Raw genomic sequence first — 21,416 nt, 5'->3', positions numbered from 1 at the left:
GATGACTAGCCAACGCCGCCGCATGCCCACTGCCTTGCGTCTGGATGGAGACAATACCCATCTGGCCAATCTGTGTGGCCCTTTGGACGAAAACATCAAGCAAATTGCCATTGCCTACGGGGTCACCTTGCGTCGGCGTGGCAGCCATGTTTCGATTGAAGGCGAGCGCGCGGACGAAGCCGCCAAGGCCATTGACTGGTTCCATTCGCGTGCCGTACACCGTGCGCTGAATATCGACGATATTCAATTGGGCCTGGTCGAGCTGGGTGCCAGTCGTAGCCACGAAAAAGAGGACAAACCCGAGCCCCTGCCCGAGCTGCCCCCCGTAGGTCAGGAAGAAATTTCCCTGCGGACCGCCAAGCGCGACCTGCGTCCTCGCACACCCGGCCAACGCGAATACCTGCGCAATATCCTAAGCAACGACATCAACTTCGGCGTCGGTCCGGCCGGTACCGGAAAAACCTGGCTGGCAGTGGCCTGCGCCATTGATGCTCTGGAGCGCGAAGCCGTCCACCGTCTAGTGCTGACACGGCCCGCCGTAGAAGCCGGTGAGCGTCTGGGGTTTTTGCCCGGCGATCTGGCCCAAAAAGTAGACCCCTATCTGCGGCCACTGTACGACGCGCTCTACGACTTGATGGGCGTGGAAAAAGTACAGCGTCTGTTCGAGAAGCAAGTCATCGAGATCGCACCACTGGCCTATATGCGCGGCCGCACCCTGAACCACGCTTTTGTGATTCTGGACGAAGCCCAGAACACCACACCGGAACAAATGAAAATGTTCCTGACCCGCATCGGTTTTGGCAGCAAGGCCGTAATTACCGGCGACCCCACCCAGGTGGACTTGCCCAAAGGCCAGCGCAGTGGTTTGAATCACGCCGTCCAGGTACTGGAAAACGTGCAGGGTATTTCCTGCTCGCGTTTCAGCAGCCGCGATGTGGTGCGTCACCCCCTGGTGGCGCGAATTGTGGACGCCTACGAGCGAGCCGGTGATGCCTGATCTGTCCCTGAGCGTCCAGTACGCTGTTGATTGCCCCGAGCTAAGCCGCTCCCGTATCCGCCGCTGGATGCAGCGCACCATTGACATGGCCGTTGAACGCATCCACCCCGAGGATCGCTTCACCGCGCTGTCCGCCACCTTGCGCATTGTGGATACCGAAGAAGGCCAAAGCCTGAACCTCAGTTACCGGGAACGCGACTACGCCACCAATGTGCTGACTTTTGAATATGGTCAGGACGAAGACGGTGTGGTCAGCGGCGATATCGTGCTTTGCCTGCCAGTGCTGGAACGTGAAGCCCAGGAACAGCAGAAACCGTTTCTGCACCACGCAGCCCACCTGGTCGTGCACGGCTGTCTGCACTCCCTGGGCTACGACCACCTTGAAGAGGATGAGGCCAAAGACATGGAAGCACTGGAAACTGCAATCCTGGCCAGTTTTCGCATCCCCAATCCCTATGAAGAGCGCTAGACCATCTGGGTACAGCGACTCGCGGTCAGCCATCAAAAAACAGCCCCAACACTGACCGTCCTGTGCGCATTCCGAATGATGACAGGTACATACCTTGTCATCGTTTTTCGGTTATGCTTAATTATTCCTTAACTCGTCCTTCGGACAATGTCAGACTCTGCTCCCGACCCCGAGCCCCGTCCTTCAAAGACCAGCTCAAGCAATCCCATCTCTCGCTTAAGTGCTTTTTTCAATCGGCGTCACGAACCCGAAGACCGAGAAGACCTTAAGTCTGTCTTGGTTGCGGCCCACGCCCGCAACGTTATCGACGACGAATCGCTGTCCATGATTGCCGGCACGTTGGACATGGCCAACAAAACCGTGGCCGATATCATGGTGCCACGATCCAAAATCGATATGCTGGACATCGCCAAACCGTTGACCGAGATGCTGCCCATCATTATTGAGACGGGCCACAGTCGCTTTCCGATCTACGAGACAGAACGCGACAACATCATCGGTATTTTGCTGGCCAAGGACTTGCTGCTCTCGATTGCCAATCCCACGCTGGATTTGCGACCGCTGATCCGTCCTGCCGTATTTATCCCCGAGACCAAGCGCCTGAACGTCTTGCTGCACGAGTTCCGTGGCAGCCGCAACCATCTGGCCGTCGTGATTGACGAGCACGGCGGTACGGCAGGCCTGGTCACCATGGAAGACGTGCTGGAACAGATTGTGGGCGACATCGAAGATGAATACGATGAGGACGCCGAGCAGACTATCTTCCAGGCCGGCCCCGACAGTTGGCGTGTCATGGCACTGACTGAAATTCCCGATTTCAACGAAGCATTCCATACCAGGCTTCCTAACGACGACTTCGATACAGTCGGTGGTTGGCTGGCATCCGAATTAGGGCACATCCCTCGCCGGGGCGATGTGGCCCAACTCGATGGCATCAGCATCACCGTTGTACGCGCCGACGCCAAGCGAGCCTTATGGTTGCACGTTCAGCGAGCCACACCCGCCGAGCCCGATCTTGAACAAAGCTGATTCCAAACCCTTACCCCAGGCGCTAAGCGTCGCTTTATTGCTGGTCCTGGGGGGCTTGCACGCCCTGTCCTTCTCCATTGGCCCGCTGCCATCCTGGCTTCTGCCCTTCTACCAGATCACCTTGCTGGCTATCGCCTGCTCACAGATCATGGGCTCCAGGTCGGTGCGCCAAGCGTTTGGACGCAGCTACTTGTTTGGGCTTGGCCATTTTGGTGTAGGAATTTACTGGCTATACATCAGCATGCACCAATATGGTGGCATGCCTTCCTGGATGGCCGCTTTGGGTGTTCTATTGCTAGCCGCTGCCCTGGCCCTCTTTCCGGCCCTGGCTTCAGCGGTATGGCAAAGATTGCGACCCAAGCACGATAGTGATTCCTGGTTACCACGATTGCTATTGTCCGCAGGCTGGGCAAGCTGTTGGGCACTCAGCGAATGGCTGCGCGGCAATTTACTCACTGGTTTTCCTTGGCTCAATATCGGCTACGCCCACGCGGAAGGGATGTTTACCGGCTGGGCACCCGTTGTGGGTGTATATGGTCTGGCCTGGTTGTCGGCTTTCAGTGCCGCTGTGATTGCACAATTTGCCGCGTCCAAAGACAAGAACCAAAGCCCGTCCAGCGCGATCGGCATTGGTATCGCCATGATTTTCGGCCTGATCGGCATCAGCCTGCCGCATATTGCCTGGGTCCAATCGCATGGCGCGCCCTTTATTGCCCGCCTGGTGCAAGGCAATGTCGACCAAAGCGCCAAGTTCGGCCCTGATATGAGCGAGGGCATAGAGCGTTACTACGAGCTGGCGAACTTGCCCGCCAAATCCCCCGAAGACGCTCCGCGACTGATCGTTCTACCTGAAACCGTCATCCCTATCTTGCAAAACCGCTTAGAGAGCAGCTTCTGGCTGCGCTGGACGGAACTGGCACAGCGACATCAAGCCAATCTGGTGCTGGGCGTCCCCATGGACCGTGGCACCGTCAACGGCAAGCTCAGCTATACCAATAGCGCTTTGCTGATCAGTCCCGAAACTCAACCCCAAGACATCATCAACAGCACGGCCAGCTACTACGACAAACATCATCTGGTGCCTTTTGGTGAATTCATCCCCACCGGCTTTCAATGGTTTGTGGACATGATGAACATCCCCCTGGGGGATTTCCATCGCGGCGCTTTACCTCAAGCCCCCTTCAAAATGGCAGAGGGCCGAGTGGCCCCCAACATCTGTTATGAAGACGTGTTTGGCGAAGAGATCATCCGGGCTGTCCAAGGCGGCCCTGATCAGGAAGGTGCCACTTTGCTGCTGAACATCAGCAATCTGGGTTGGTTCGGCGATTCCTGGGCTTTGAGCCAACATTTGCAAATCTCCCGCATGCGGGCTTTGGAAACTGGCCGCCCCATGCTACGTGCGACCAATACCGGCATGACAGCCGCCATTGATCCTTATGGCCGGATTCGCGCAGTCTTGCCACCGCTGACCCCAGGTGTGCTGGATGTGGAAGTACAAGGCACTACCGGCCTGACGCCCTATGTCAAGTACGGCAATTTGCCCTTTTTGATTTGGGCGGGTCTGATTCTGCTTGTTTTCGCCTGGCGGTCTCGCCGCCACCAACCTTAAGCGGCACACACGCCCTCGCAGGTGTTGCGACTTGCCACTGAGCATGAAACGCCTCTACTACTGCAAAGTCTGGGGGGCATTGGCGGTGATATTGAATCGTCCCACGAACCCGCCTGCCTGCCTTTGGTTCCAGGCTTTACACCAGTCCACAAATTCATTGGCTGGGATAGGTGCGGAACACAAATAGCCCTGCATGAAGTCGCATCCCGCGCCGTTCAACAAATCCAGCTGCTCTTGAGTAGTCACCCCTTCTGCCACGACATGCAAGCCCAGCTTTTGGGCCATGACGATCATGGCCTGGGTCAGTACCAGATCCTCGCTACTCAATGCCAGATTACGGATATAGCACTGGTCGATTTTGAGCACATTGATAGAAAACCGCTTCAGGTGCGACAGAGACGAATATCCCGTACCAAAATCATCCAGCGCCACACTCATACCGTATTCACGCAAGAAGCTTAGTTGTTGCAAAGCCTGCCCTTGATCGTCCAACAGCAAGCGCTCGGTAATTTCTACCACCAGCGCATCGCCCGGGATACCTTCGGCTTGCAAATACTGCACCCATTCGCGCGCACAAGAGCCATTCAGTTTGAATTGTGCAGGCGATACATTCAAACTGACTCTGAAGGCAGGGTCCAACTCTTGTCGTAGCTGAACAGCGGCCTGAGCAGCCGTCTCAAACACCCACTCACCGATCAGGACAATCAGCCCGGAATCCTCGGAAAAGGGGATGAACTCTGACGGTGGCACCAAGCCCAGTTGCGGGTGCTCCCAGCGAATCAGGGCCTCGGCACGCGTGACACGCCCGGTACGCAAATCGACAATGGGTTGGTAATAAAGCTGAAACTGCTGCTCGCTCAAGGCGTTTTGCAAATCCTGGGAGAACCGAAGACGCGCCTCCACGGCTTCGCTCATGGCAGGCAAAAAGCGGCAGTATTGATTGCGGCCACACGCCTTGGCGGCGTACATGGCCATATCCGCATTTTTCAAAAGCTGCCCAGCATCGTCGCCATCCTCGGGAAACAGAGTAATGCCCACGCTGGCAGAGACGGATACCGAGTTATTGTCCAACTGAAACGGCTCCTCAATCGTATCCAGCAAACAGCGACAAGTACGTTCCACAATTGAAGTATCACTGATATCCGAGATGATGACAGTAAACTCGTCCCCGCCAATTCTGGCCACGGTATCCGTTACCCGCACGCAGCGCTGCAAGCGCTGCGCCACTTCCTGCAAAAGTACGTCGCCCTTTTCGTGCCCCAAGGAGTCGTTCACATCCTTGAAAAAATCCAGATCCATAAAGATGAGCGCAAAGGGTAAACCGGTGCGGCGGGAGCGTTCTCGAGCTTGCTGCAAACGATCCTGGAACATCTGACGGTTGGGCAAACCCGTCAAATGATCGTAATGCGCTTGCTTCCACATCTGTGCTTCACGCTTTTTATGACTGGTAATGTCGGTGAACAAGCCAATGTGGCGATACACCGTACCATCCGGATTCCAGGCGGTACTGATAGTCAAACGTTCGGCAAAGTCCTCACCATTCTTGCGACGATTCCAGATATCGCCCTGCCACCGCCCCGTCTCTAAGATCTCGCGCCACATCTTGCGGTAGAACTCGTTGTCCTGCCGTCCGGAATTCAAAATAGACAGGGTACGGCCACGAACTTCGTCCAGCTCATAGCCCGTAATGCGGCTGAAAGCCGGGTTGGCATCGACCACATGACCAAAACGATCCGTCACCACGATAGCTTCACAGGTGTTCTCATACACTACGGCGGCCAAGCGCCCTGTCACCTCATTGCGCACCCGGGTGGTGATGTCCTGCACCACCGCCACCACGGCCATACGTCCGTCCAGTTGGATGGGAATAGCACAAATCTCTACATCAATGGATTTGCCGTCATAGCGCAATGCCCGTGTTTCATAACGCAAACTGCTACCACCAGAACGCGAATCGGGCACTACTTGTGTCAGGGACGGGAATCGAGGTGACAAAAAAACTTGATCAACCGTGAACTCCTGACGCAATTGTGAACGGCTATAGCCCAATGTTTCAGCAAGCTTTTTATTGACGAAATCAAAGCGGCCATCGCGAGATATATAAACCCCCAATAAAGGGTTGTGACTCAAACTACGGTATATGGCGTTGAGCTGAGATAAATGACGTTGCTGAATAGAAAGCTGTGCATCCAGCTGTTGGATCTTCAAACCGCAGGCATTCAAAATTTGCGACAAATAGCGCGTTTCGCTGGTACCGGAACTGGTACTTTTGGCCCGATAATTACCATTCGTAAAGGCATGCCCTTGGGTCATCAACTGTCGCAAGGGATCGGCAGCCCAGGCACGCAACATGAAGTAAAACAGGCACAAAGCGACCAAATCCAGACCCAACATGAAAAACACGGTCCAGCGGTGCTGAGCCAGTGTGCTTTCGCGTGAGGCGTCAAAGGCATCCAGCAATTGCTGGGTATTATGGCGAAACAGGGAGTCTTCCGCATTCAGGCTGGCAGCCGGCAAGAGCACCTGTTCCGAGCTGACCGGAAAGTCCAGACGCATCAAACGCCGCTGCCATTCATTGGTCAGCTGTGACACCAGCCCCAGCAAGGGTTTGTCCAACGGCAGCAGCATGACGCCATCGACCATGCCCCCTTCTCTGAGCAGATGCACTACCCCCTGGAACTGTTGATCCACTTGACGCAAGCGAGCGGGGGTTGAACTGGACGGTACCGCCAAGGCGACGGAATAGCTGATATCCGAGAGCTGGCGCAAGAGGCCGCTACTGGCTTGCAGACGCGTCTGTGCCTGATTCTGCTTGTAAATGACCGTAACCGTTGCCGAGATCAACAACAACCAGGCCAACAGCACCCAAATCAGCAAGGCACTCAAACTGATTCGTCTTTGTGCATCCACTGGAACTGGCAGAGGTGATGATATGCACTGCTTTGCTGACATAGCGCCATTAAATAAGAAAATGCAGGCTAAGAGATCGACCTACAAAACGTAATTATTGCAGGTGAAATGTTACTCAACGAAGCATAACATCATTAGATTACAGAGCAGCGAAAATTTCCTATAAACCCTTCATTTATGCGCCTAAGGAGCGGCGTAATGTTCCTTTGAAGGAACAAAAAAGCGATGCTAATACAGGAAATCATTTTCTTTTATTAGCCCATAAATGAAATACTACGACACAAATAGGCACAAAGTTTTGTAACAAACAAAAAGATACAAGAACCTCCCAGGACTAGGCCCCCCCTTTACCCCCTCCCCCGGCTGGGACATCATTTTCTGCCCCCCCAAACCGCGTCATCTAAAGTTTTTTCACTTTATTTTGTTTTTTTTCTTCAAAAGACTTGCACAAAGGCAAAAACATCTTCATAATCTCAATTCTTCGTTGGTGGTCAACACAAAGAACACCGAAATGGGGGTATAGCTCAGCTGGGAGAGCGCTTGCATGGCATGCAAGAGGTCAGCGGTTCGATCCCGCTTACCTCCACCAAAACGAAGATTAGCTGTAAGTCCTGTCCCCTTCGTCTAGAGGCCTAGGACACCACCCTTTCACGGTGGGTACAGGGGTTCGAATCCCCTAGGGGACGCCAAAGCTTTTGCTTGGCAACCGCTGCGGAGCGGTAGTTCAGTTGGTTAGAATACCGGCCTGTCACGCCGGGGGTCGCGGGTTCGAGTCCCGTCCGCTCCGCCAAAAGATTTTAAAAATCAGTCTTGTACTGGTTTTAGCAGTTTGAAGTGGCAAGCCTCGTCAAGCCTGACACTTATTTCGATACTTGGGTGTTTTGACACAGTCAAAATACAAAGTAAAGAAAATTGGGGGTATAGCTCAGCTGGGAGAGCGCTTGCATGGCATGCAAGAGGTCAGCGGTTCGATCCCGCTTACCTCCACCAAAACGAAGATTAGCTGTAAGTCCTGTCCCCTTCGTCTAGAGGCCTAGGACACCACCCTTTCACGGTGGGTACAGGGGTTCGAATCCCCTAGGGGACGCCAAAGCTTTTGCTTGGCAACCGCTGCGGAGCGGTAGTTCAGTTGGTTAGAATACCGGCCTGTCACGCCGGGGGTCGCGGGTTCGAGTCCCGTCCGCTCCGCCAAAGAATTCAAAAAGCCTGATAGATTTCGATCTATCAGGCTTTTTTCATGCCCGCTACTCAAGTTACCTAGCTTCAGCACCAGACACACCTCAAAATGGCAGCTCTGGTCCATTATCAGATCTCGATCCTCTATAGCTGGCACGCTCATCAGACTCCCAGAAAGCCAGATAGCTCTGCTGACATCCAGCAGGTTCCTCACCTTCTTTCTCGCCAATCCACAAGCACGTTGCTGCGTAGCCGGACGCGGCACCCCAACCACCAACCCCTCCGCGACCAAACAGTCAATTCGTGGTTTCAGGCACGCAATTATCTTGCCCCTGAGACGCAAGGAAGTTAATGTATTGCGTTATCGTTACTTCAACATTCAACTTCCATGTCCGCCAGCACCTTGGGCCAGCGAGGCCCGACCGAGCACCATCGCCGCGAACAGATTATTGAGCAAGCCAATGCTCATTTCCGGCTCTACGGATATCGCAAGACCTCGGTTGCCAGCCTGGCCAAGTCCATAGGCGTATCCAGCGCCTATCTTTATCGTTTTTTCGACTCCAAACAGGCCATTGGCCAAGCAATTTGTCATTCCGTGCTCAATGGCATGCACGTGCAACTGCAGCAAATTGTTGAAGGCGATTTACCGCCTATTGAACGCCTGCGCCATTTCATTGAAACCGCCTGCAATCTAAGCCTGGAGCTGTTCTTGCGGGAAGGCCGCATGCAAGAGGTGGTGATTGAGGCTCTGCAAAACAACTGGGCCACAGTCAACCAGCACAGAGAGGATTTGCTGACCCAAATTACCGCACTGGTGCGTGCGGGTCGGGAAAGTGGCGACTTTGAGCGTCGTACTCCCCTGGACGAAGTGGTCCAAGGCATCTTGTTTGCCTTGACCGCCTGCCTGCACCCCGTCTTGCTAGAAATACACCCCCCTGAAAAAACCCGTCAAGGCTTGCTGGTGGTCACCCAGCTAATCCTGCGCAGCCTGATGCCCTGAGCATCAAATCCCAAGTTACAGTTCATCCAACTCTTTACTTACCCGGAGTCCTGCATGGCTCTTTTCCGCTCTCTTAGCCCCGTTTTAAGTTTGTCTGCCGCCCTTGTACTGATGGGGTGTAGTCAGCAGACCCAAGAGGCAGACCCTCGCACTCAGGCTCCTTTGGTAATTCAAAGTGTTGTTGCGCCCAAGGCCGATCAGCAGCGGCGTTTCCTGGGCTTGGTTAGCGCGCGAATCGAGAGCCCGCTGGCATTTCGGGTAGGCGGCAAGATTGATACGCGCCAGGTCCAAAACGGCGAGCATGTAAAAAAGGGTCAGCTCTTGATGACTCTGGATCCCAAGGATCTGCAACTGGATCATCGCGCTCGTCTGGCTGCCGTGCAGGCGGCCCAAGCTCAGGCAGAACAAGCCCAGTCAGACTACAAGCGTTTATCCCTGCTTGTCGATCAGGGGGGTGTCTCCCGTCAGGCCCATGAGCAAAGCAGACAAGCGCTACGCAGCGCCCAGGCGAACTTGAAGTCAGCGCAAGCACAGGCTGACCTTGCCCGCAACGCAGGCCAGTACAGTTCCCTGAAGGCTGAGGCCAGCGGCATCATTACCGCCCAGTTGGCTGATGTCGGTCAGGTTGTCAGTGCGGGGCAAGCCGTGCTGCGCCTGGCCCAGGACGGCCCACGTGATGTCATCGTCAGTTTGCCCGAACAATGGGATCTTCCACTGGGCACCCGCGCCACGATCGAGCTGACTGACTCCCAGGAAAGCCTGCCCGCCCAACTGCGTGAGTTGGCACAATCCTCTGACCCCGCCACTCGCAGCTATCAGGCCCGCTTTTCCTTCGAGGGTGAGAACGTCACTGCCCGACTAGGCTCCAGCGCCATCGTGCATTTGACACCTCCCGATGCAGACGCCTTGAATCAGGTGCCACTGACCGCCATTTACGATGCAGGCAAAGGCCCCGGCGTATGGGTCATTGATAATCAGAAAACCGTGCACTGGCAGCCTGTGACGATTGCCAAACTGGCCCAAGAGTACGCCTACCTTTCCAAAGGCCCTGAAACCGGTACAACCATTGTGGCCCTGGGTGCCAATCTACTGCACGAAGGCCAGGAAGTACGCCCAGAAATGCGCGGGGCCAAACCATGACAGGCCGCTTCAATCTTTCAGCATTGGCCGTGCGCGAACGGGCCATCACACTGTTCCTGATCATTGCTCTGGCAGCCTCCGGCATTTACTCCTTCGTGAAACTGGGACGAGCCGAAGACCCGGCGTTTACCGTAAAAGTGCTGACGGTCACTGCCATGTGGCCCGGAGCGACGGCTCAGGAAATGCAGGATCTCGTGGCCGAACCCATGGAAAAACGCATGCAGGAGCTGCGCTGGTTTGACAGGGTAGAGACGGTTACCCGCCCTGGCACAGCCCTGATGGTCGTGACCTTGAAAGACACCATGCCGCCGGCGGACGTCCAAAGCGAGTTTTATCAACTACGCAAAAAGCTGCAAGATCAAGCTCCACGTCTGCCCAAAGGCGTGCAAGGCCCCTTCGTGAACGATGAATACTCGGACGTGTCCTTTAGCCTGTTCGCCCTGCAAGCCCCAGGCTTGCCACCGCGATTACTGACTCGCGAAGCCGAGAAGGTGCGCAGCCAGTTGCTGCAGGTTCCCGGCGTCAAGAAAGTCAACATTCTGGGCGAGCAAAGCGAGCGCATCTTTGTCGATCTGGACGAGGCCAAGTTGCACAATCTGCAACTGAATCCTCAACAGATCCTGGAAGCCTTGTCCAAACGCAGCGCCATGACCGCCAGTGGTGCGGTCAGCACCGATGGACCACGCATTCATCTTCGCCTCAGTGCCGGACTGGATGATATAGAGGCCATCAGCAATACCTATATCTACGTACAAGGTCACACCTTGCGACTGGGCGATATTGCCACAGTCAGCCGGGGTTACGAGGACCCGCCCAGCTTCGAGATTCATCACAACGCCCAATTTGCCATGCTGCTGGATGTCGTGATGCAGGAGGGCTACAACGGCCTGTATCTGGGCAAGGATCTGGAAAAGGCACGGGAAGATATTGCCGCTGCCCTGCCTCTGGGTTTCTCGCTGGAGACCGTGACCAACCAGTCGGTGAATATTGCTTCGGCCGTGGGCGAGTTCATGTTCAAGTTCTTCGCAGCACTCAGCGTCGTGCTGCTGGTGTGTCTGATCAGCATGGGCTGGCGTGTGGGAATTGTGGTGGCAGCAGCCGTCCCCCTGACGCTGGCCATGGTGTTTGTCATCATGATGATGACGGGCAAGGTGTTTGACCGGGTGACGCTGGGCGCGCTGATTATCTCGCTGGGCCTGCTAGTGGACGACGCCATTATTGCGATCGAGATCATGATCGTCAAAATGGAAGAAGGCATGGACCGCCTGAAAGCCGCTGCCTATGCCTGGAACCATACGGCTGCACCCATGCTGTCCGGCACACTGGTGACGATCATCGGCTTTCTGCCAGTGGGTTTTGCCCGTTCCTCTGCTGGAGAATACGCGGGCAATATCTTCTGGATTCTGGCCGCCGCCTTACTGACTTCCTGGCTGGTTGCCGTGGCTTTCACTCCCTATATGGGCGTGAAACTGCTGCCCGCCATTCCTGCCCGTCCAGGCGGTCACCAAGCCATTTATGACACCCCCAACTACAAGCGTCTGCGCCGCATGATTGCCTGGTCGGTACACCACAAGTTTCTGGTGGCCGGCATTGTGGTGGGTGCCTTCGTGCTGGCAGTTGTAGGCATGGGTTTCGTCAAACAGCAATTCTTCCCCACCTCCGATCGGCCCGAGCTGCTGGTAGAAGTGCAGTTGCCTGAAGGCAGCAGCATTCAGTCCACGCAGGCCGTTACTCGCAAGGTCGAGAGTTGGTTGCGCGAGCAGCCCGAGACCAAGCTGGTGACCAGCTATACCGGGCAAGGCGCACCGCGCTTCTTTCTGTCCTACAACCCAGAACTGCCCGACCCTTCTTTTGCCCGTCTGGTGGTGCTGACCGCCGATTATCACGACCGCGATGCTCTGCTGCAACGCTTTCGCCAGGTGGTGGCCGATGGTTTGACGCCAGAAGCTCGAGTGCGCGCAACGCAACTGGTGTTCGGCCCATCCACCAAATACCCCGTGGAGTTTCTGGTGCGCGGCCCCGACCTGAACACGCTACGCGATATTTCCGAGCAGGCCATGACGATTATGCGTGCCGACAAGGACATGCGTCAGGTGAACGTGGATTGGGGTTCGCGTGTGCCCGTCTTAAAGCTAAATGTAGACCCTCAACGCCTGCAGGCACTAGGCCTGAATCGTCAGAGTCTGGCAGAACAAATCCAGTTGCAGTTGGACGGCGCAACGGTTGCGGAATACCGCGAGGATTTACGTAATGTACTGGTCGTAGCGCGCAGCTCGGCCGTCAACCGCCATGATCCCACTCGCCTGTCCGGCCTGACCGTCATGAATGATCAGGGCCAGAATCTACCTTTGGAGCAAGTCGGCAAGCTGGAAGTCATGCAGGAAGAACCCAAGCTGGCACGTCGCAACCGCCTGCCTACCATGACGGTACGGGGTGATATTGCTCCGCACGTACAACCGGCAGAGGTCGCCAACCGGGTGATGAAGGAGTTTGCCTCCTTGCAAGCTTCCCTGCCCCCTGGCTACCTGATCGAGATGAGCGGCATTACCGCCGAGGCCAAGAAATCCAACGACGCGCTGCTGCCCGTTTTCCCGGTCATGATTGCGCTGATGCTGCTGGTTATCGTGATTCAAGTGCGTTCGCTATCGAACATGATCATGGTGTTCCTGACGGCCCCCTTGGGCCTGATCGGCAGCGTACCTGCCTTGCTGATTTTCCAGCAGCCCTTTGGCTTTACCGCGATTCTGGGGCTGATCGGTCTGGCGGGGATTTTGATGCGCAATACCTTGATTTTGATTGAGCAGATCAAGACCAACCGGGCCGAGGGTGCCTCGCCCTACGACGCCGTAATCGAGGCCACCGTACAGCGTGCCCGCCCCGTTATTCTGACGGCGCTGGCGGCGGTACTGGCCTTCATCCCGCTGTCCTTCTCCGTGTTCTGGGGCTCCATGGCCCTGACGCTGATCGGTGGCACGGCGATTGGCACCATCCTGACCCTCCTGTTTTTACCCAGCTTGTATTCGATCTGGAATCGAATCCAGGACCCGCGCGTCTCATCACTTGCTTGAAGGCTGAAACTATGTAAATAATGGATGCATGGTTTGGACCGAACCCCGCACGCGAGGCAGGCATACCGCCTGCCAGCCGCCCCCACAAAAGGGAGCATTTTTTGCCCACGGACGGGGGTTTGTGAGGGAAAAACCATGTGTCCCACGGCCAGTCTTGTGGGCCTGGAGAACAGAACGACGCCAGTTAGCTTATGTCTACACCGAACAACTTGCCCGCCGCCCTGTCTCACGCTTTCGAGAAGGCAATTTACCGAGTACACAGCCCTCAGGGCGATATAGACGTGCGCATCGGCCAGCTCAACCGCACTCTGAATCAATTGCTGGAACAAGAAAACAGTTGTGGCGCAGCGATTTTGACCGCCTGCAATCCAGGCGCCCAAATTTGCAGCCGCGCCTTTAACGATGCCGTTCAGGAAACCCTGCTACGCGATTTGCAAAAACAGGACCTTCATTGGTGGCCCGCCGTGAACCTGGACCCCAAAGGCAAATGGCCGGATGAACCCAGCTTGCTGGTATTGGACATCAGTCTGCAACAAGCGCGCTGGCAAGCACGCCTGTTCAAGCAATTGGCTTTTGTCTATATCCCGACCAATGGCAAACCACAGTTGCACCACGTGCAGCAGCGACTGCCTGTCTCCAATCAGGCTGATTTAAACAGCCCTGCTCCCTTCTAGACGCTGACGGAAACCATCGGCAATGGCAGCTCCTTTCAGCCGCCCCTCCGGCAAGACCCGCGCCCAGGCACGCCACTCGTGGCCAGTTGCTACCAGCACACCATCCATATTGAAGACTTGATATTCAAGCTTGAAACGCCGCTCCAGCCATTGGGTCACATGCACACAAACGCGAATTTCGCGGTCATAGGTAACAGGTGCGCGGAAGTTGGCACCGACATCCACCAACGGGGTTACGGCATCGTATTCTTGTCGCAAGACACGCTGGCTCAAACCAGCCTGCCGCAGCCACGCCTGATACGTGCAATCAAACCAGTAAAAATAGTTGGGATAAAAAACAATCCCGGCCTCATCGCAATCACCCCACTCCACCGTGATGCGGCGCTCGAACACGTGCATGTTTATCCTTTCGCAAAATCACCGGTCAGTTTACCGCGGATAAAAAGGTGGAAACCACGCTAATCAGGTACTAAACCAGCAACAGAAACATTTTGCAAACACTGACCAAGAAACAATTTGTATCGCGATCAGGCATATCAATTAAGCGAAGTTAGCAACAATTTCGCTTAATTATCACTGAAAAAAGCCTCTGAAGAGGGAAAACCGTCACGCCCAAGCAGGGACAGAAGTCGTCTTTCACAGGCAGAGCACCTAGCATAGCCGCGTCACTGAATAAGGTAGCCTGCCATGTCTGTAAATAACCCCGCGCCCTGGACAATTCGTCGCATCATGGAGCTTTACGAACTGCCCTTTATGGATCTCGTATTCCAGGCGCAAAGCGTACATAGACAGCACCACCCCGCCAATCAAATCCAGCTCTCCAGCCTGCTGTCCATCAAGACTGGCGCCTGTCCCGAGGATTGCTCCTACTGCCCGCAATCCTCCAAATATCAGACCGAGCTGGAACCCGAACCCTTGATGCCTCTGGAACAGGTACTGGAGGCGGCCCGCGCGGCCCAGGCACAGGGCGCACAGCGTTTTTGCATGGGTGCCGCCTGGCGTTCCCCTACAGAAAAGCAGTTGGACCAAGTCATTGATATGGTCAGTGCCGTCAAAGCGATGGGGCTGGAAACCTGTGTCACTTTGGGCATGCTGAAAGACGGTCAGGCCGAACGCCTAAAAGAGGCTGGGCTGGATTACTACAATCACAACCTGGACACCTCTCCCGAGTTCTATGGCCAGATCATCAGCACACGCACCTACCAGGACCGCCTGGACACGCTGGAGCGCGTACGTGCAGCCGGCTTGAACAGTTGCTGTGGCGGGATCATTGGCATGGGCGAAAGTCGCCGCGAGCGTGCCGGCCTGCTGGCCCAGTTGGCCAATATGCGCCCCTACCCCGAGTCCGTGCCCATCAACCAATTGGTAAAAGTGCCAGGCACACCGCTCGATCAGGTCGATGACCTGGACCCCTTCGAGTTTGTACGCACTATCGCCATTGCACGTATCCTCATGCCCACCAGCGCCGTGCGCCTGTCAGCGGGCCGCGAAACCATGGATGACAGCACACAGGCCCTGTGCTTTATGGCGGGGGCCAATTCCATTTTCTATGGCGAGCAATTGCTGACCACCGGCAACCCGCAGTTTGTAGCGGACCAGGATCTGTTTGCCCGCCTGCAACTGGAAGCGGCCAAAACCACACTGTCCGAACCTCCTTTGTCTTTGGAACAAACCCGTCCACGCGCGATGGTCGAGGCCCTTTAATATGCTCACTTTGATCGCCAGTATTCTGTGCAGTGTTGCTGTTTCCATTCTGCTCAAAGTTGCCCGCCAGCGGCAGATCGATGTCGCCCAGGCCATCATGGTCAACTACGGCGTGGCAGTAACCTTAAGCCTGGTCTTGCTGCAACCACACCCCAGCAGCCTGCTCAATCCCGCCACACCCTGGTGGATTCTGATTGCCTTGGGCGTGCTTTTGCCTAGTGTCTTTCTGTTCATGGCGGCAGCCGTACGCCAGGCCGGTATTGTATTGAGCGATGCCGCCCAACGCCTGTCTCTGTTCATCCCCTTGCTGGCGGCCTTTCTGCTGTTTGGCGAACATCTGGGCGGACAGAAACTATTGGGCATAGGCTTGGCCCTGACCGCCCTGCTGTGCTTGCTGATACGTCCCCACCAAACCAGTAAGCAGGACGCGGGTTCCGGACATCCGGCCCTGATGCTGCTGGCGGTCTGGCTGGGCTATGGCGTGATCGACATCATGTTCAAGCAGCTCTCCAAAGCCGGCGCCGCTTTCTCCAGCAGTCTGGTGGTGTCCTTCTCCTTGGCAGGAGTGCTGATGCTGTGCTGGCTGCTGGCCAAGCGCACCAGTTGGCACAAAGGCAGTCTCTTGGCTGGTCTGGTACTAGGCCTGCTGAACTTCGGAAATATTTTCTTTTACATCCGCGCCCACCAAATCTTCCCGGAAAACCCCACCCTGGTGTTCTCGGCCATGAATATTGGCGTCATTGCCTTGGGGGCCATTGTTGGAGCGGGCTTCTTCAAAGAAAAACTCAGCGCCCTCAATATCGTGGGGGTTGCCCTGGCAATAGGCGCGATCGTGGCCCTGATTCCACGTTAAACAGTCCCAGGCGTATCTCATACACGCCTGCGTAGTGCAGCGCGGCAGCAGGATATTCTGGCTGGCAAGATTGAGCTTGAAGCTAAATCTAACGGGCTTGAATTCCAGATTTAAGATCCGGGCAAAGAAAAAACCCAGGCCTGGCCTGGGTTTTTTTGAGTGAATCATGGTCGTAAAGCGCCACGAAAACAGGCTCGATTCTGTCGACTGTTTACGGAGCTGGATCTGACGGTTTCCGCTTGCTCTCTGCCTCTTGCGCACCGCCCGGGCTATCCACATCTGCCGGGTTCCCAGAATCATCCAAGCCTCCGGAACTCCCGGAACTTCCCACAACAGGATCAACCCTCTTGTCGTCCTCGGCAAGTGTCGCTTCTACGGCCTCATCCTCCGCCTGGCGCTCTACCGCAGTACTTTCCGTTGTCGCAGGCACGCGCTCCTCAACCGGGGGCAGATCCTCGAACACCGGGTCGTGTGACACGTCAGAACTGATATCGACCCGAGGATCCAATGCCACCGCCGCAGCCGAGCTTTGCAAGCTATCGGGCATAGGCACAAAGTTGGTTGGCGCATCCTGGCTCAAGTGATCGCCCAGCACTTTTTGCGGACGAACCAACAGAACCAGTGCCAAACCACAGGCCGCCACGAAAATGTAGTACAGGTTGCTGCCGATGTAAGTCATCAGGCCGCCGGCAAGCAGCGGCCCCAAACAGGCCCCCAAGCCATACACCATGTACAGGATGGCGCTCAACCCGACCCGCCGCTCTGGGTCCACGTTATCGTTGGCAAACGCCGCCCCCAAGGGGTAGAGCGTAAATTGCAGAATCCCGAACAGCGCGGAAAAAACCAGCAAGAACCAGAACGGTGCCTCGAACCAGCCCCACAAGGGAATAGCCAAGACCAGCAAACAGATTGCATTGATGCGGATGAGCTTGACGCGATTCATGCGATCTGCCAACCAGCCTACCGGCCACTGAGCCAACACCCCGGCTGCCACCGACACCGCAACAAACAAGGCCGCCTGCTCACTACTTAAATGGACACGCACCGCATATACCGGGGCCAGCCCGTAGAAGGCCCCGGTCAACATGCCAGCCACCAGCAGCACCATCAAGGACAAGGGCACGCGGTCTACGTAGTAACGCGCATTAATGGGTGCGGGGACTTGCAAAGGCGGATGACTGCGACGGGTAATCGCCACCGGCACAAGACTGAAGGCCGAACAGATCGCCACAAAAACCAGGGGTTCGTAATTCAGATGCGGGAACAGCGTTAACGACAACTGTCCCAACACCGTGCCCAGACTGGAGAACACCATGTAAATGGCAAAAATTGTACCGCGCTGGCTATTGTCGCTTTGCTCGTTCAGCCAGCTTTCAATACCCATGAACTGCACTACCATCGCTGCGCCCGCCAAAAAACGCAACAGCAGCCAGACATACATGGAGTCGATCAGAATCTGCACCAGCACACAGATGGTGACAATGGCAGCACTGGCGGCGTACGCACGAATATGGCCCACGCCCATGATCAGGCGATGGCCCATACGAGCACCAAATACCAGGCCCAGGTAATACACCGCAATCAGCCCACCAATCCATACCTCTGACACGGAGATGGCCGTCAGGCGCACCCCCATGAAGGTGTTGAATAGGCCCGAGCTGAGCAAGAGCATCAGGGTCGCAAAGTACAGGGACGAAAACGCACCCACCGATGACAGCATTCACACATCCTATAAAAAACAGCAGCACCGTGCTTACTCTGGCTATCCCCCACACTCCAGCCGGGGTGCCACGACAAAAGCACGGTAAAAAAAGCGCCAGCTTGCAGCCAGCGCTTTGTAAGCTTTCACTCCCACGCCTGGCCGGACTGGCGCAGGGTCAGATACTTAAGACTGTACCTGTTTGAGCAGAGTATCTGCATCCGACGTATGCAGGCCTCCGTCGTTCTCAATGTTCAATTGTTTAACAACGCCATCATCGAGCAAGGCGGAAAAACGTTTGGAACGAACGCCCAGACCTTTGGCCGTCAGATCAAACTCCAGACCCAGTTTCTTGGTCCAGACCGCACTGCCGTCAGCCAACAAGCGCACTTTGCCATTGACATTCAGGGACTTACCCCATGCACCCATCACGAAAGCATCGTTCACAGACACGCACCAGATTTCATCCACGCCAGCAGCCTTGAACTCATCTGCCTTGGCGACAAAGCCAGGCAAGTGCTGTTCGGAGCAGGTGGGAGTGAAAGCACCAGGGACGGCAAATACGGCAATTTTCTTGCCTTTAACCAGATCAGCCACCTGAAAGTTATTGGGGCCCATCGGGCAACTTTCTGTGGCGGTTTCAATGTACTCACTAAGGGTCGCGTCTGGAACGCGCTCACCGACTGAAATGGACATAAGGTCTCCGTATGAATAAACACCGCCAGTATGGCGGCCCGATCAAACTATGATACTAATAGACTAGCGTGTCTGATAGACAAATAATACTTATCAGTACGTTTCATTTGCCTACACAGCCAAGAAAAACTATTCAGCGCTGAAAGACAATCAGACCAGCACACGTAGACAGCAACCTTTGGTGGATGCTGGAATCAGCCAGTCCCGGCACTCAAAAAATACAGTCCATACAGCAAAAAATCTGTCAATACCAAAACACTCACCCACAAAAAAAGCCGGGCTTTTTGCCCGGCCTTCCAGGTGATTCACGTTTTACGCCGATTGCATAAAGCCGTACTGCCCCATCATGGGCTCACCTTGCCCTGCTCGCCGATAGCGATCAGGACCTCTACAGCCATCCCATCATGCGGGGCAGCCAAAGCGTAATTCCTGGAATGAAGGTAATCATCAAGAGGAAGGCCAGGCCCGTCAGCAACCACGGCATGGTGGACTTGGTCACTTCGGTCAGGCCCAGCTTCGATATGCTGGACGCCACATACAGATTCAAGCCAACCGGCGGCGTCGCCAGCCCGATCTCCATATTCACCACCATCATAATGCCGAAGTGAACCGGGTCCATGCCCAGCTTCATGGCAACCGGGAACAAAATGGGGGCCATGATCAGGATCAGCCCCGATGGCTCCATGACCATACCGATCACCAGCAACAAGACATTGACGAACAGCAAGAAGGCAATCAGCCCCATCCCTTGCGACACAATCCATTCGGCAATCGCTTGTGGAATCTGCTCGGAGGTCAAAATGAAGGCAAACATGACCGCGTTCGTGATGATGTACAGCAGCATGGCACTCATGGCCGCCGACTCCAGCACAATGCGTTTTACCTCGCGCAGCTTCACATCCTTGTAGACCCAGACCGCAATCACAAAGGCGTACACGGCACTGATGGCGGCAGCTTCGGTCGGCGTGAACACACCGGAGTAAATTCCCCCCATCACAATAACGATCAGCATCAACCCCCAGATGGAATCCATGAAGGCACGCCAGCGCTCTTTGAAAGAAGCACGCGGCATACGGGGGTAGTTCATTTTCCAGGCGCGGAACATGGTGGTCGCACCCAGGGCAAGCGCCAAGATCAAGCCCGGCACCACACCTGCAATAAATAGCTGACCAATCGAGGCGGTGCCTACTTTGGCTCCATCCGGGCCTTCGACCATCATGCCGCTGGTAGCCACCGCGTACATCACCATCACAATTGAAGGTGGCAGCAAGATACCCAGACCACCAGAGGTAGCCACAATGCCGGTTCCGAACTGTGCGGGATAGCCTTGTTTGACCATCGCCGGAATCATGATCGACCCAATGGCCGCCACGGTAGCTGGCGAAGAACCACTGATCGAGGCAAACAAGGCGCAAGCCAGTACCGCTGCCAAGCCCATGCCGCCGGGCAAATGGCCCACCATGGAGGCCGCAAAGCGAATCATGCGCTGCGCGACCCCACCATGCGTCAGGAAGCTACCGGCCAGAATGAAGAACGGAATCGCCATGATCTCGAACTTCTCGATGCCGGTAAACAGCTTCAGAGCAATACTGTCCATGGGCACGTCTGTCATGGTGAACAGGAACCCCATCACCGTCAGACCCAGGGCAATCGACACGGGCATGCCTGTCAACAGCAGGATAGCCAGCAAGGCAAAAATAATCAGGGCGGTCATGCGCGCGCTCCTTCGGATTCAGATACACCGCGCTCTGTTTCAGCGATCAGATCAGCCGCAGGCTCGTGATGGGGCAACTGGCCAGTCTGAATGAAATTCATCAAGGCTTGCAGGAAACGAAAACACATCAGCAGGGAACCCGCAGGCACCGCCAGGTACACAATCCAGACAGGCACTTCCAGGTCAGCCGACACTTGAGCTGTATGGGCAATGTCGTAGACAAAGCTGCCGCCAATCCAGGCAACCATGGCGGTAAACAAGGCACCGGCGAACAGGGAAATCACCACCAGCAGATGGCGCCAACGCGGCCCTACCGCGTTAACCAGCACGTCCACACCCACGTGGATACCCACGCGTACGCCGTATGCGGCACCAAACTTGGCCATCCAGACAAACAGGTAAATACACAGCTCCTGCGCCCAGAGCAAATTGATGCCAGCCACACTGCGATAGCTTGAACGGGCCATCGCCATCACGGATTCGTAACCCTGAGCCCGCGACCAGGACACCAGATCAGCCAGCATGCTGACCGAGTAACGCTGGCAGACCGCTACGAAAATAATCACCACGGCGGCCACCATGAGAAGCGAGATGAACGCCTCCTCAAAGCGGTCCAGAATACGTAAGAACATGGGTAGCTCCAGACTACAGCGGGCCCACCCGGATCACGGGCAGGCG

General features: G+C 55.7%; 16 protein-coding genes and 6 tRNA genes. 16 read left to right on the top strand and 6 right to left on the bottom strand.

The features are described from left to right. Position 1: 1 nt before the first annotated feature. From AC6I6N_RS10770 to lnt, 4 genes are all read left to right on the top strand, one after another. The gene (locus AC6I6N_RS10770) at positions 2–997 is read left to right on the top strand and encodes a PhoH family protein (protein ID WP_125277061.1); all 996 of its coding nucleotides are present in this window, start codon (positions 2–4) and stop codon (positions 995–997) included. Beyond that, complete coding sequence (gene ybeY / locus AC6I6N_RS10765) at positions 990–1,466, top strand: rRNA maturation RNase YbeY (RefSeq protein WP_249461191.1); 477 nt, start codon at positions 990–992, stop codon at positions 1,464–1,466. Before AC6I6N_RS10770 ends, ybeY begins: the two co-directional genes overlap by 8 nt. A 147-nt stretch (positions 1,467–1,613) precedes the next feature. Further along, the gene (locus AC6I6N_RS10760; RefSeq protein ID WP_094195678.1) at positions 1,614–2,495 is read left to right on the top strand and encodes a CorC family transporter; all 882 of its coding nucleotides are present in this window, start codon (positions 1,614–1,616) and stop codon (positions 2,493–2,495) included. Next, on the top strand, positions 2,482–4,104 hold the full coding sequence (gene lnt / locus AC6I6N_RS10755; RefSeq protein ID WP_125277062.1) for an apolipoprotein N-acyltransferase: 1,623 nt from the start codon (positions 2,482–2,484) through the stop codon (positions 4,102–4,104). The genes AC6I6N_RS10760 and lnt overlap by 14 nt, the downstream gene beginning before the upstream one ends. Before the next feature lie 57 nt (positions 4,105–4,161). On the opposite strand, the gene AC6I6N_RS10750 is transcribed toward lnt, so the two are convergent. Then, the gene (locus AC6I6N_RS10750) at positions 4,162–6,990 is read right to left on the bottom strand and encodes an EAL domain-containing protein (RefSeq protein WP_497943499.1); all 2,829 of its coding nucleotides are present in this window, start codon (positions 6,988–6,990) and stop codon (positions 4,162–4,164) included. A gap of 537 nt (positions 6,991–7,527) precedes the next feature. On the opposite strand from AC6I6N_RS10750, the gene AC6I6N_RS10745 reads away from it, so the two are divergent. The 10 genes from AC6I6N_RS10745 (at position 7,528) to AC6I6N_RS10700 (ending at position 14,072) form a co-directional block, all read left to right on the top strand. After that, positions 7,528–7,603, top strand: a tRNA-Ala gene (locus tag AC6I6N_RS10745). 24 nt (positions 7,604–7,627) lie between these two features. Then, positions 7,628–7,703: transfer RNA gene (locus AC6I6N_RS10740), tRNA-Glu, on the top strand. A 24-nt stretch (positions 7,704–7,727) separates the two neighbouring features. Beyond that, positions 7,728–7,804: transfer RNA gene (locus AC6I6N_RS10735), tRNA-Asp, on the top strand. 124 nt (positions 7,805–7,928) lie between these two features. Beyond that, positions 7,929–8,004, top strand: a tRNA-Ala gene (locus tag AC6I6N_RS10730). 24 nt (positions 8,005–8,028) lie between these two features. Beyond that, positions 8,029–8,104: transfer RNA gene (locus tag AC6I6N_RS10725), tRNA-Glu, on the top strand. 24 nt (positions 8,105–8,128) lie between these two features. Beyond that, positions 8,129–8,205: transfer RNA gene (locus AC6I6N_RS10720), tRNA-Asp, on the top strand. A 373-nt stretch (positions 8,206–8,578) separates the two neighbouring features. Further along, entirely contained in the window at positions 8,579–9,190 is a 612-nt protein-coding gene (locus AC6I6N_RS10715; protein ID WP_094195675.1) for a TetR/AcrR family transcriptional regulator, read from the top strand. Between the two features lie 54 nt (positions 9,191–9,244). Next, positions 9,245–10,330 (top strand): efflux RND transporter periplasmic adaptor subunit, encoded by a 1,086-nt coding sequence (locus tag AC6I6N_RS10710; protein ID WP_108728076.1) that lies wholly within the window; start codon positions 9,245–9,247, stop codon positions 10,328–10,330. Continuing rightward, a complete protein-coding gene (locus tag AC6I6N_RS10705) occupies positions 10,327–13,398 on the top strand; it encodes an efflux RND transporter permease subunit (RefSeq protein ID WP_497943498.1) in 3,072 nt (1,023 codons plus the stop codon). The genes AC6I6N_RS10710 and AC6I6N_RS10705 overlap by 4 nt, the downstream gene beginning before the upstream one ends. A 191-nt stretch (positions 13,399–13,589) precedes the next feature. Beyond that, complete coding sequence (locus AC6I6N_RS10700) at positions 13,590–14,072, top strand: DUF3293 domain-containing protein (RefSeq protein WP_321278121.1); 483 nt, start codon at positions 13,590–13,592, stop codon at positions 14,070–14,072. On the opposite strand, the gene AC6I6N_RS10695 is transcribed toward AC6I6N_RS10700, so the two are convergent. Beyond that, positions 14,049–14,471, bottom strand: coding sequence for an acyl-CoA thioesterase (locus AC6I6N_RS10695; RefSeq protein ID WP_094195671.1), 423 nt, complete (start codon positions 14,469–14,471; stop codon positions 14,049–14,051). The two genes, AC6I6N_RS10700 and AC6I6N_RS10695, sit on opposite strands and share 24 nt — an antisense overlap. Before the next feature lie 288 nt (positions 14,472–14,759). On the opposite strand from AC6I6N_RS10695, the gene bioB reads away from it, so the two are divergent. Both bioB and AC6I6N_RS10685 read left to right on the top strand, forming a co-directional pair. After that, a complete protein-coding gene (bioB, locus tag AC6I6N_RS10690; RefSeq protein WP_094195670.1) occupies positions 14,760–15,776 on the top strand; it encodes a biotin synthase BioB in 1,017 nt (338 codons plus the stop codon). A 1-nt stretch (position 15,777) separates the two neighbouring features. Further along, complete coding sequence (locus tag AC6I6N_RS10685) at positions 15,778–16,629, top strand: EamA family transporter (protein WP_108728079.1); 852 nt, start codon at positions 15,778–15,780, stop codon at positions 16,627–16,629. A gap of 211 nt (positions 16,630–16,840) precedes the next feature. Here AC6I6N_RS10685 and AC6I6N_RS10680 read toward each other — a convergent pair whose 3' ends face one another. The 4 genes from AC6I6N_RS10680 to AC6I6N_RS10665 form a co-directional block, all read right to left on the bottom strand. Beyond that, positions 16,841–18,349, bottom strand: coding sequence for an MFS transporter (locus AC6I6N_RS10680; protein ID WP_497943497.1), 1,509 nt, complete (start codon positions 18,347–18,349; stop codon positions 16,841–16,843). Between the two features lie 165 nt (positions 18,350–18,514). Beyond that, complete coding sequence (locus AC6I6N_RS10675; protein ID WP_094195667.1) at positions 18,515–19,024, bottom strand: peroxiredoxin; 510 nt, start codon at positions 19,022–19,024, stop codon at positions 18,515–18,517. A gap of 388 nt (positions 19,025–19,412) precedes the next feature. Further along, entirely contained in the window at positions 19,413–20,738 is a 1,326-nt protein-coding gene (locus AC6I6N_RS10670) for a TRAP transporter large permease (RefSeq protein WP_230019029.1), read from the bottom strand. Then, positions 20,735–21,370: a TRAP transporter small permease gene (locus tag AC6I6N_RS10665; protein ID WP_094195665.1), complete on the bottom strand. Its 636-nt coding sequence runs from the start codon at positions 21,368–21,370 to the stop codon at positions 20,735–20,737. The genes AC6I6N_RS10670 and AC6I6N_RS10665 overlap by 4 nt, the downstream gene beginning before the upstream one ends. Positions 21,371–21,416: the final 46 nt, after the last annotated feature.

Source organism: Alcaligenes sp. LTN-3 (assembly GCF_059735605.1).
Note: the sequence above shows the minus strand (reverse complement) of the source record. Positions and strands in the feature narration are given on the sequence as shown.

Coding starts and splice junctions, on each gene's coding strand:
- AC6I6N_RS10770 (WP_125277061.1), top strand. CDS start 2: ATGACTAGCCAACGCCGCCGCATGCCCACTGCCTTGCGTCTGGATGGA.
- ybeY (WP_249461191.1), top strand. CDS start 990: ATGCCTGATCTGTCCCTGAGCGTCCAGTACGCTGTTGATTGCCCCGAG.
- AC6I6N_RS10760 (WP_094195678.1), top strand. CDS start 1,614: ATGTCAGACTCTGCTCCCGACCCCGAGCCCCGTCCTTCAAAGACCAGC.
- AC6I6N_RS10715 (WP_094195675.1), top strand. CDS start 8,579: ATGTCCGCCAGCACCTTGGGCCAGCGAGGCCCGACCGAGCACCATCGC.
- AC6I6N_RS10710 (WP_108728076.1), top strand. CDS start 9,245: ATGGCTCTTTTCCGCTCTCTTAGCCCCGTTTTAAGTTTGTCTGCCGCC.
- AC6I6N_RS10705 (WP_497943498.1), top strand. CDS start 10,327: ATGACAGGCCGCTTCAATCTTTCAGCATTGGCCGTGCGCGAACGGGCC.
- AC6I6N_RS10700 (WP_321278121.1), top strand. CDS start 13,590: ATGTCTACACCGAACAACTTGCCCGCCGCCCTGTCTCACGCTTTCGAG.
- AC6I6N_RS10695 (WP_094195671.1), bottom strand. CDS start 14,471: ATGCACGTGTTCGAGCGCCGCATCACGGTGGAGTGGGGTGATTGCGAT.
- bioB (WP_094195670.1), top strand. CDS start 14,760: ATGTCTGTAAATAACCCCGCGCCCTGGACAATTCGTCGCATCATGGAG.
- AC6I6N_RS10685 (WP_108728079.1), top strand. CDS start 15,778: ATGCTCACTTTGATCGCCAGTATTCTGTGCAGTGTTGCTGTTTCCATT.
- AC6I6N_RS10680 (WP_497943497.1), bottom strand. CDS start 18,349: ATGCTGTCATCGGTGGGTGCGTTTTCGTCCCTGTACTTTGCGACCCTG.
- AC6I6N_RS10675 (WP_094195667.1), bottom strand. CDS start 19,024: ATGTCCATTTCAGTCGGTGAGCGCGTTCCAGACGCGACCCTTAGTGAG.
- AC6I6N_RS10670 (WP_230019029.1), bottom strand. CDS start 20,738: ATGACCGCCCTGATTATTTTTGCCTTGCTGGCTATCCTGCTGTTGACA.
- AC6I6N_RS10665 (WP_094195665.1), bottom strand. CDS start 21,370: ATGTTCTTACGTATTCTGGACCGCTTTGAGGAGGCGTTCATCTCGCTT.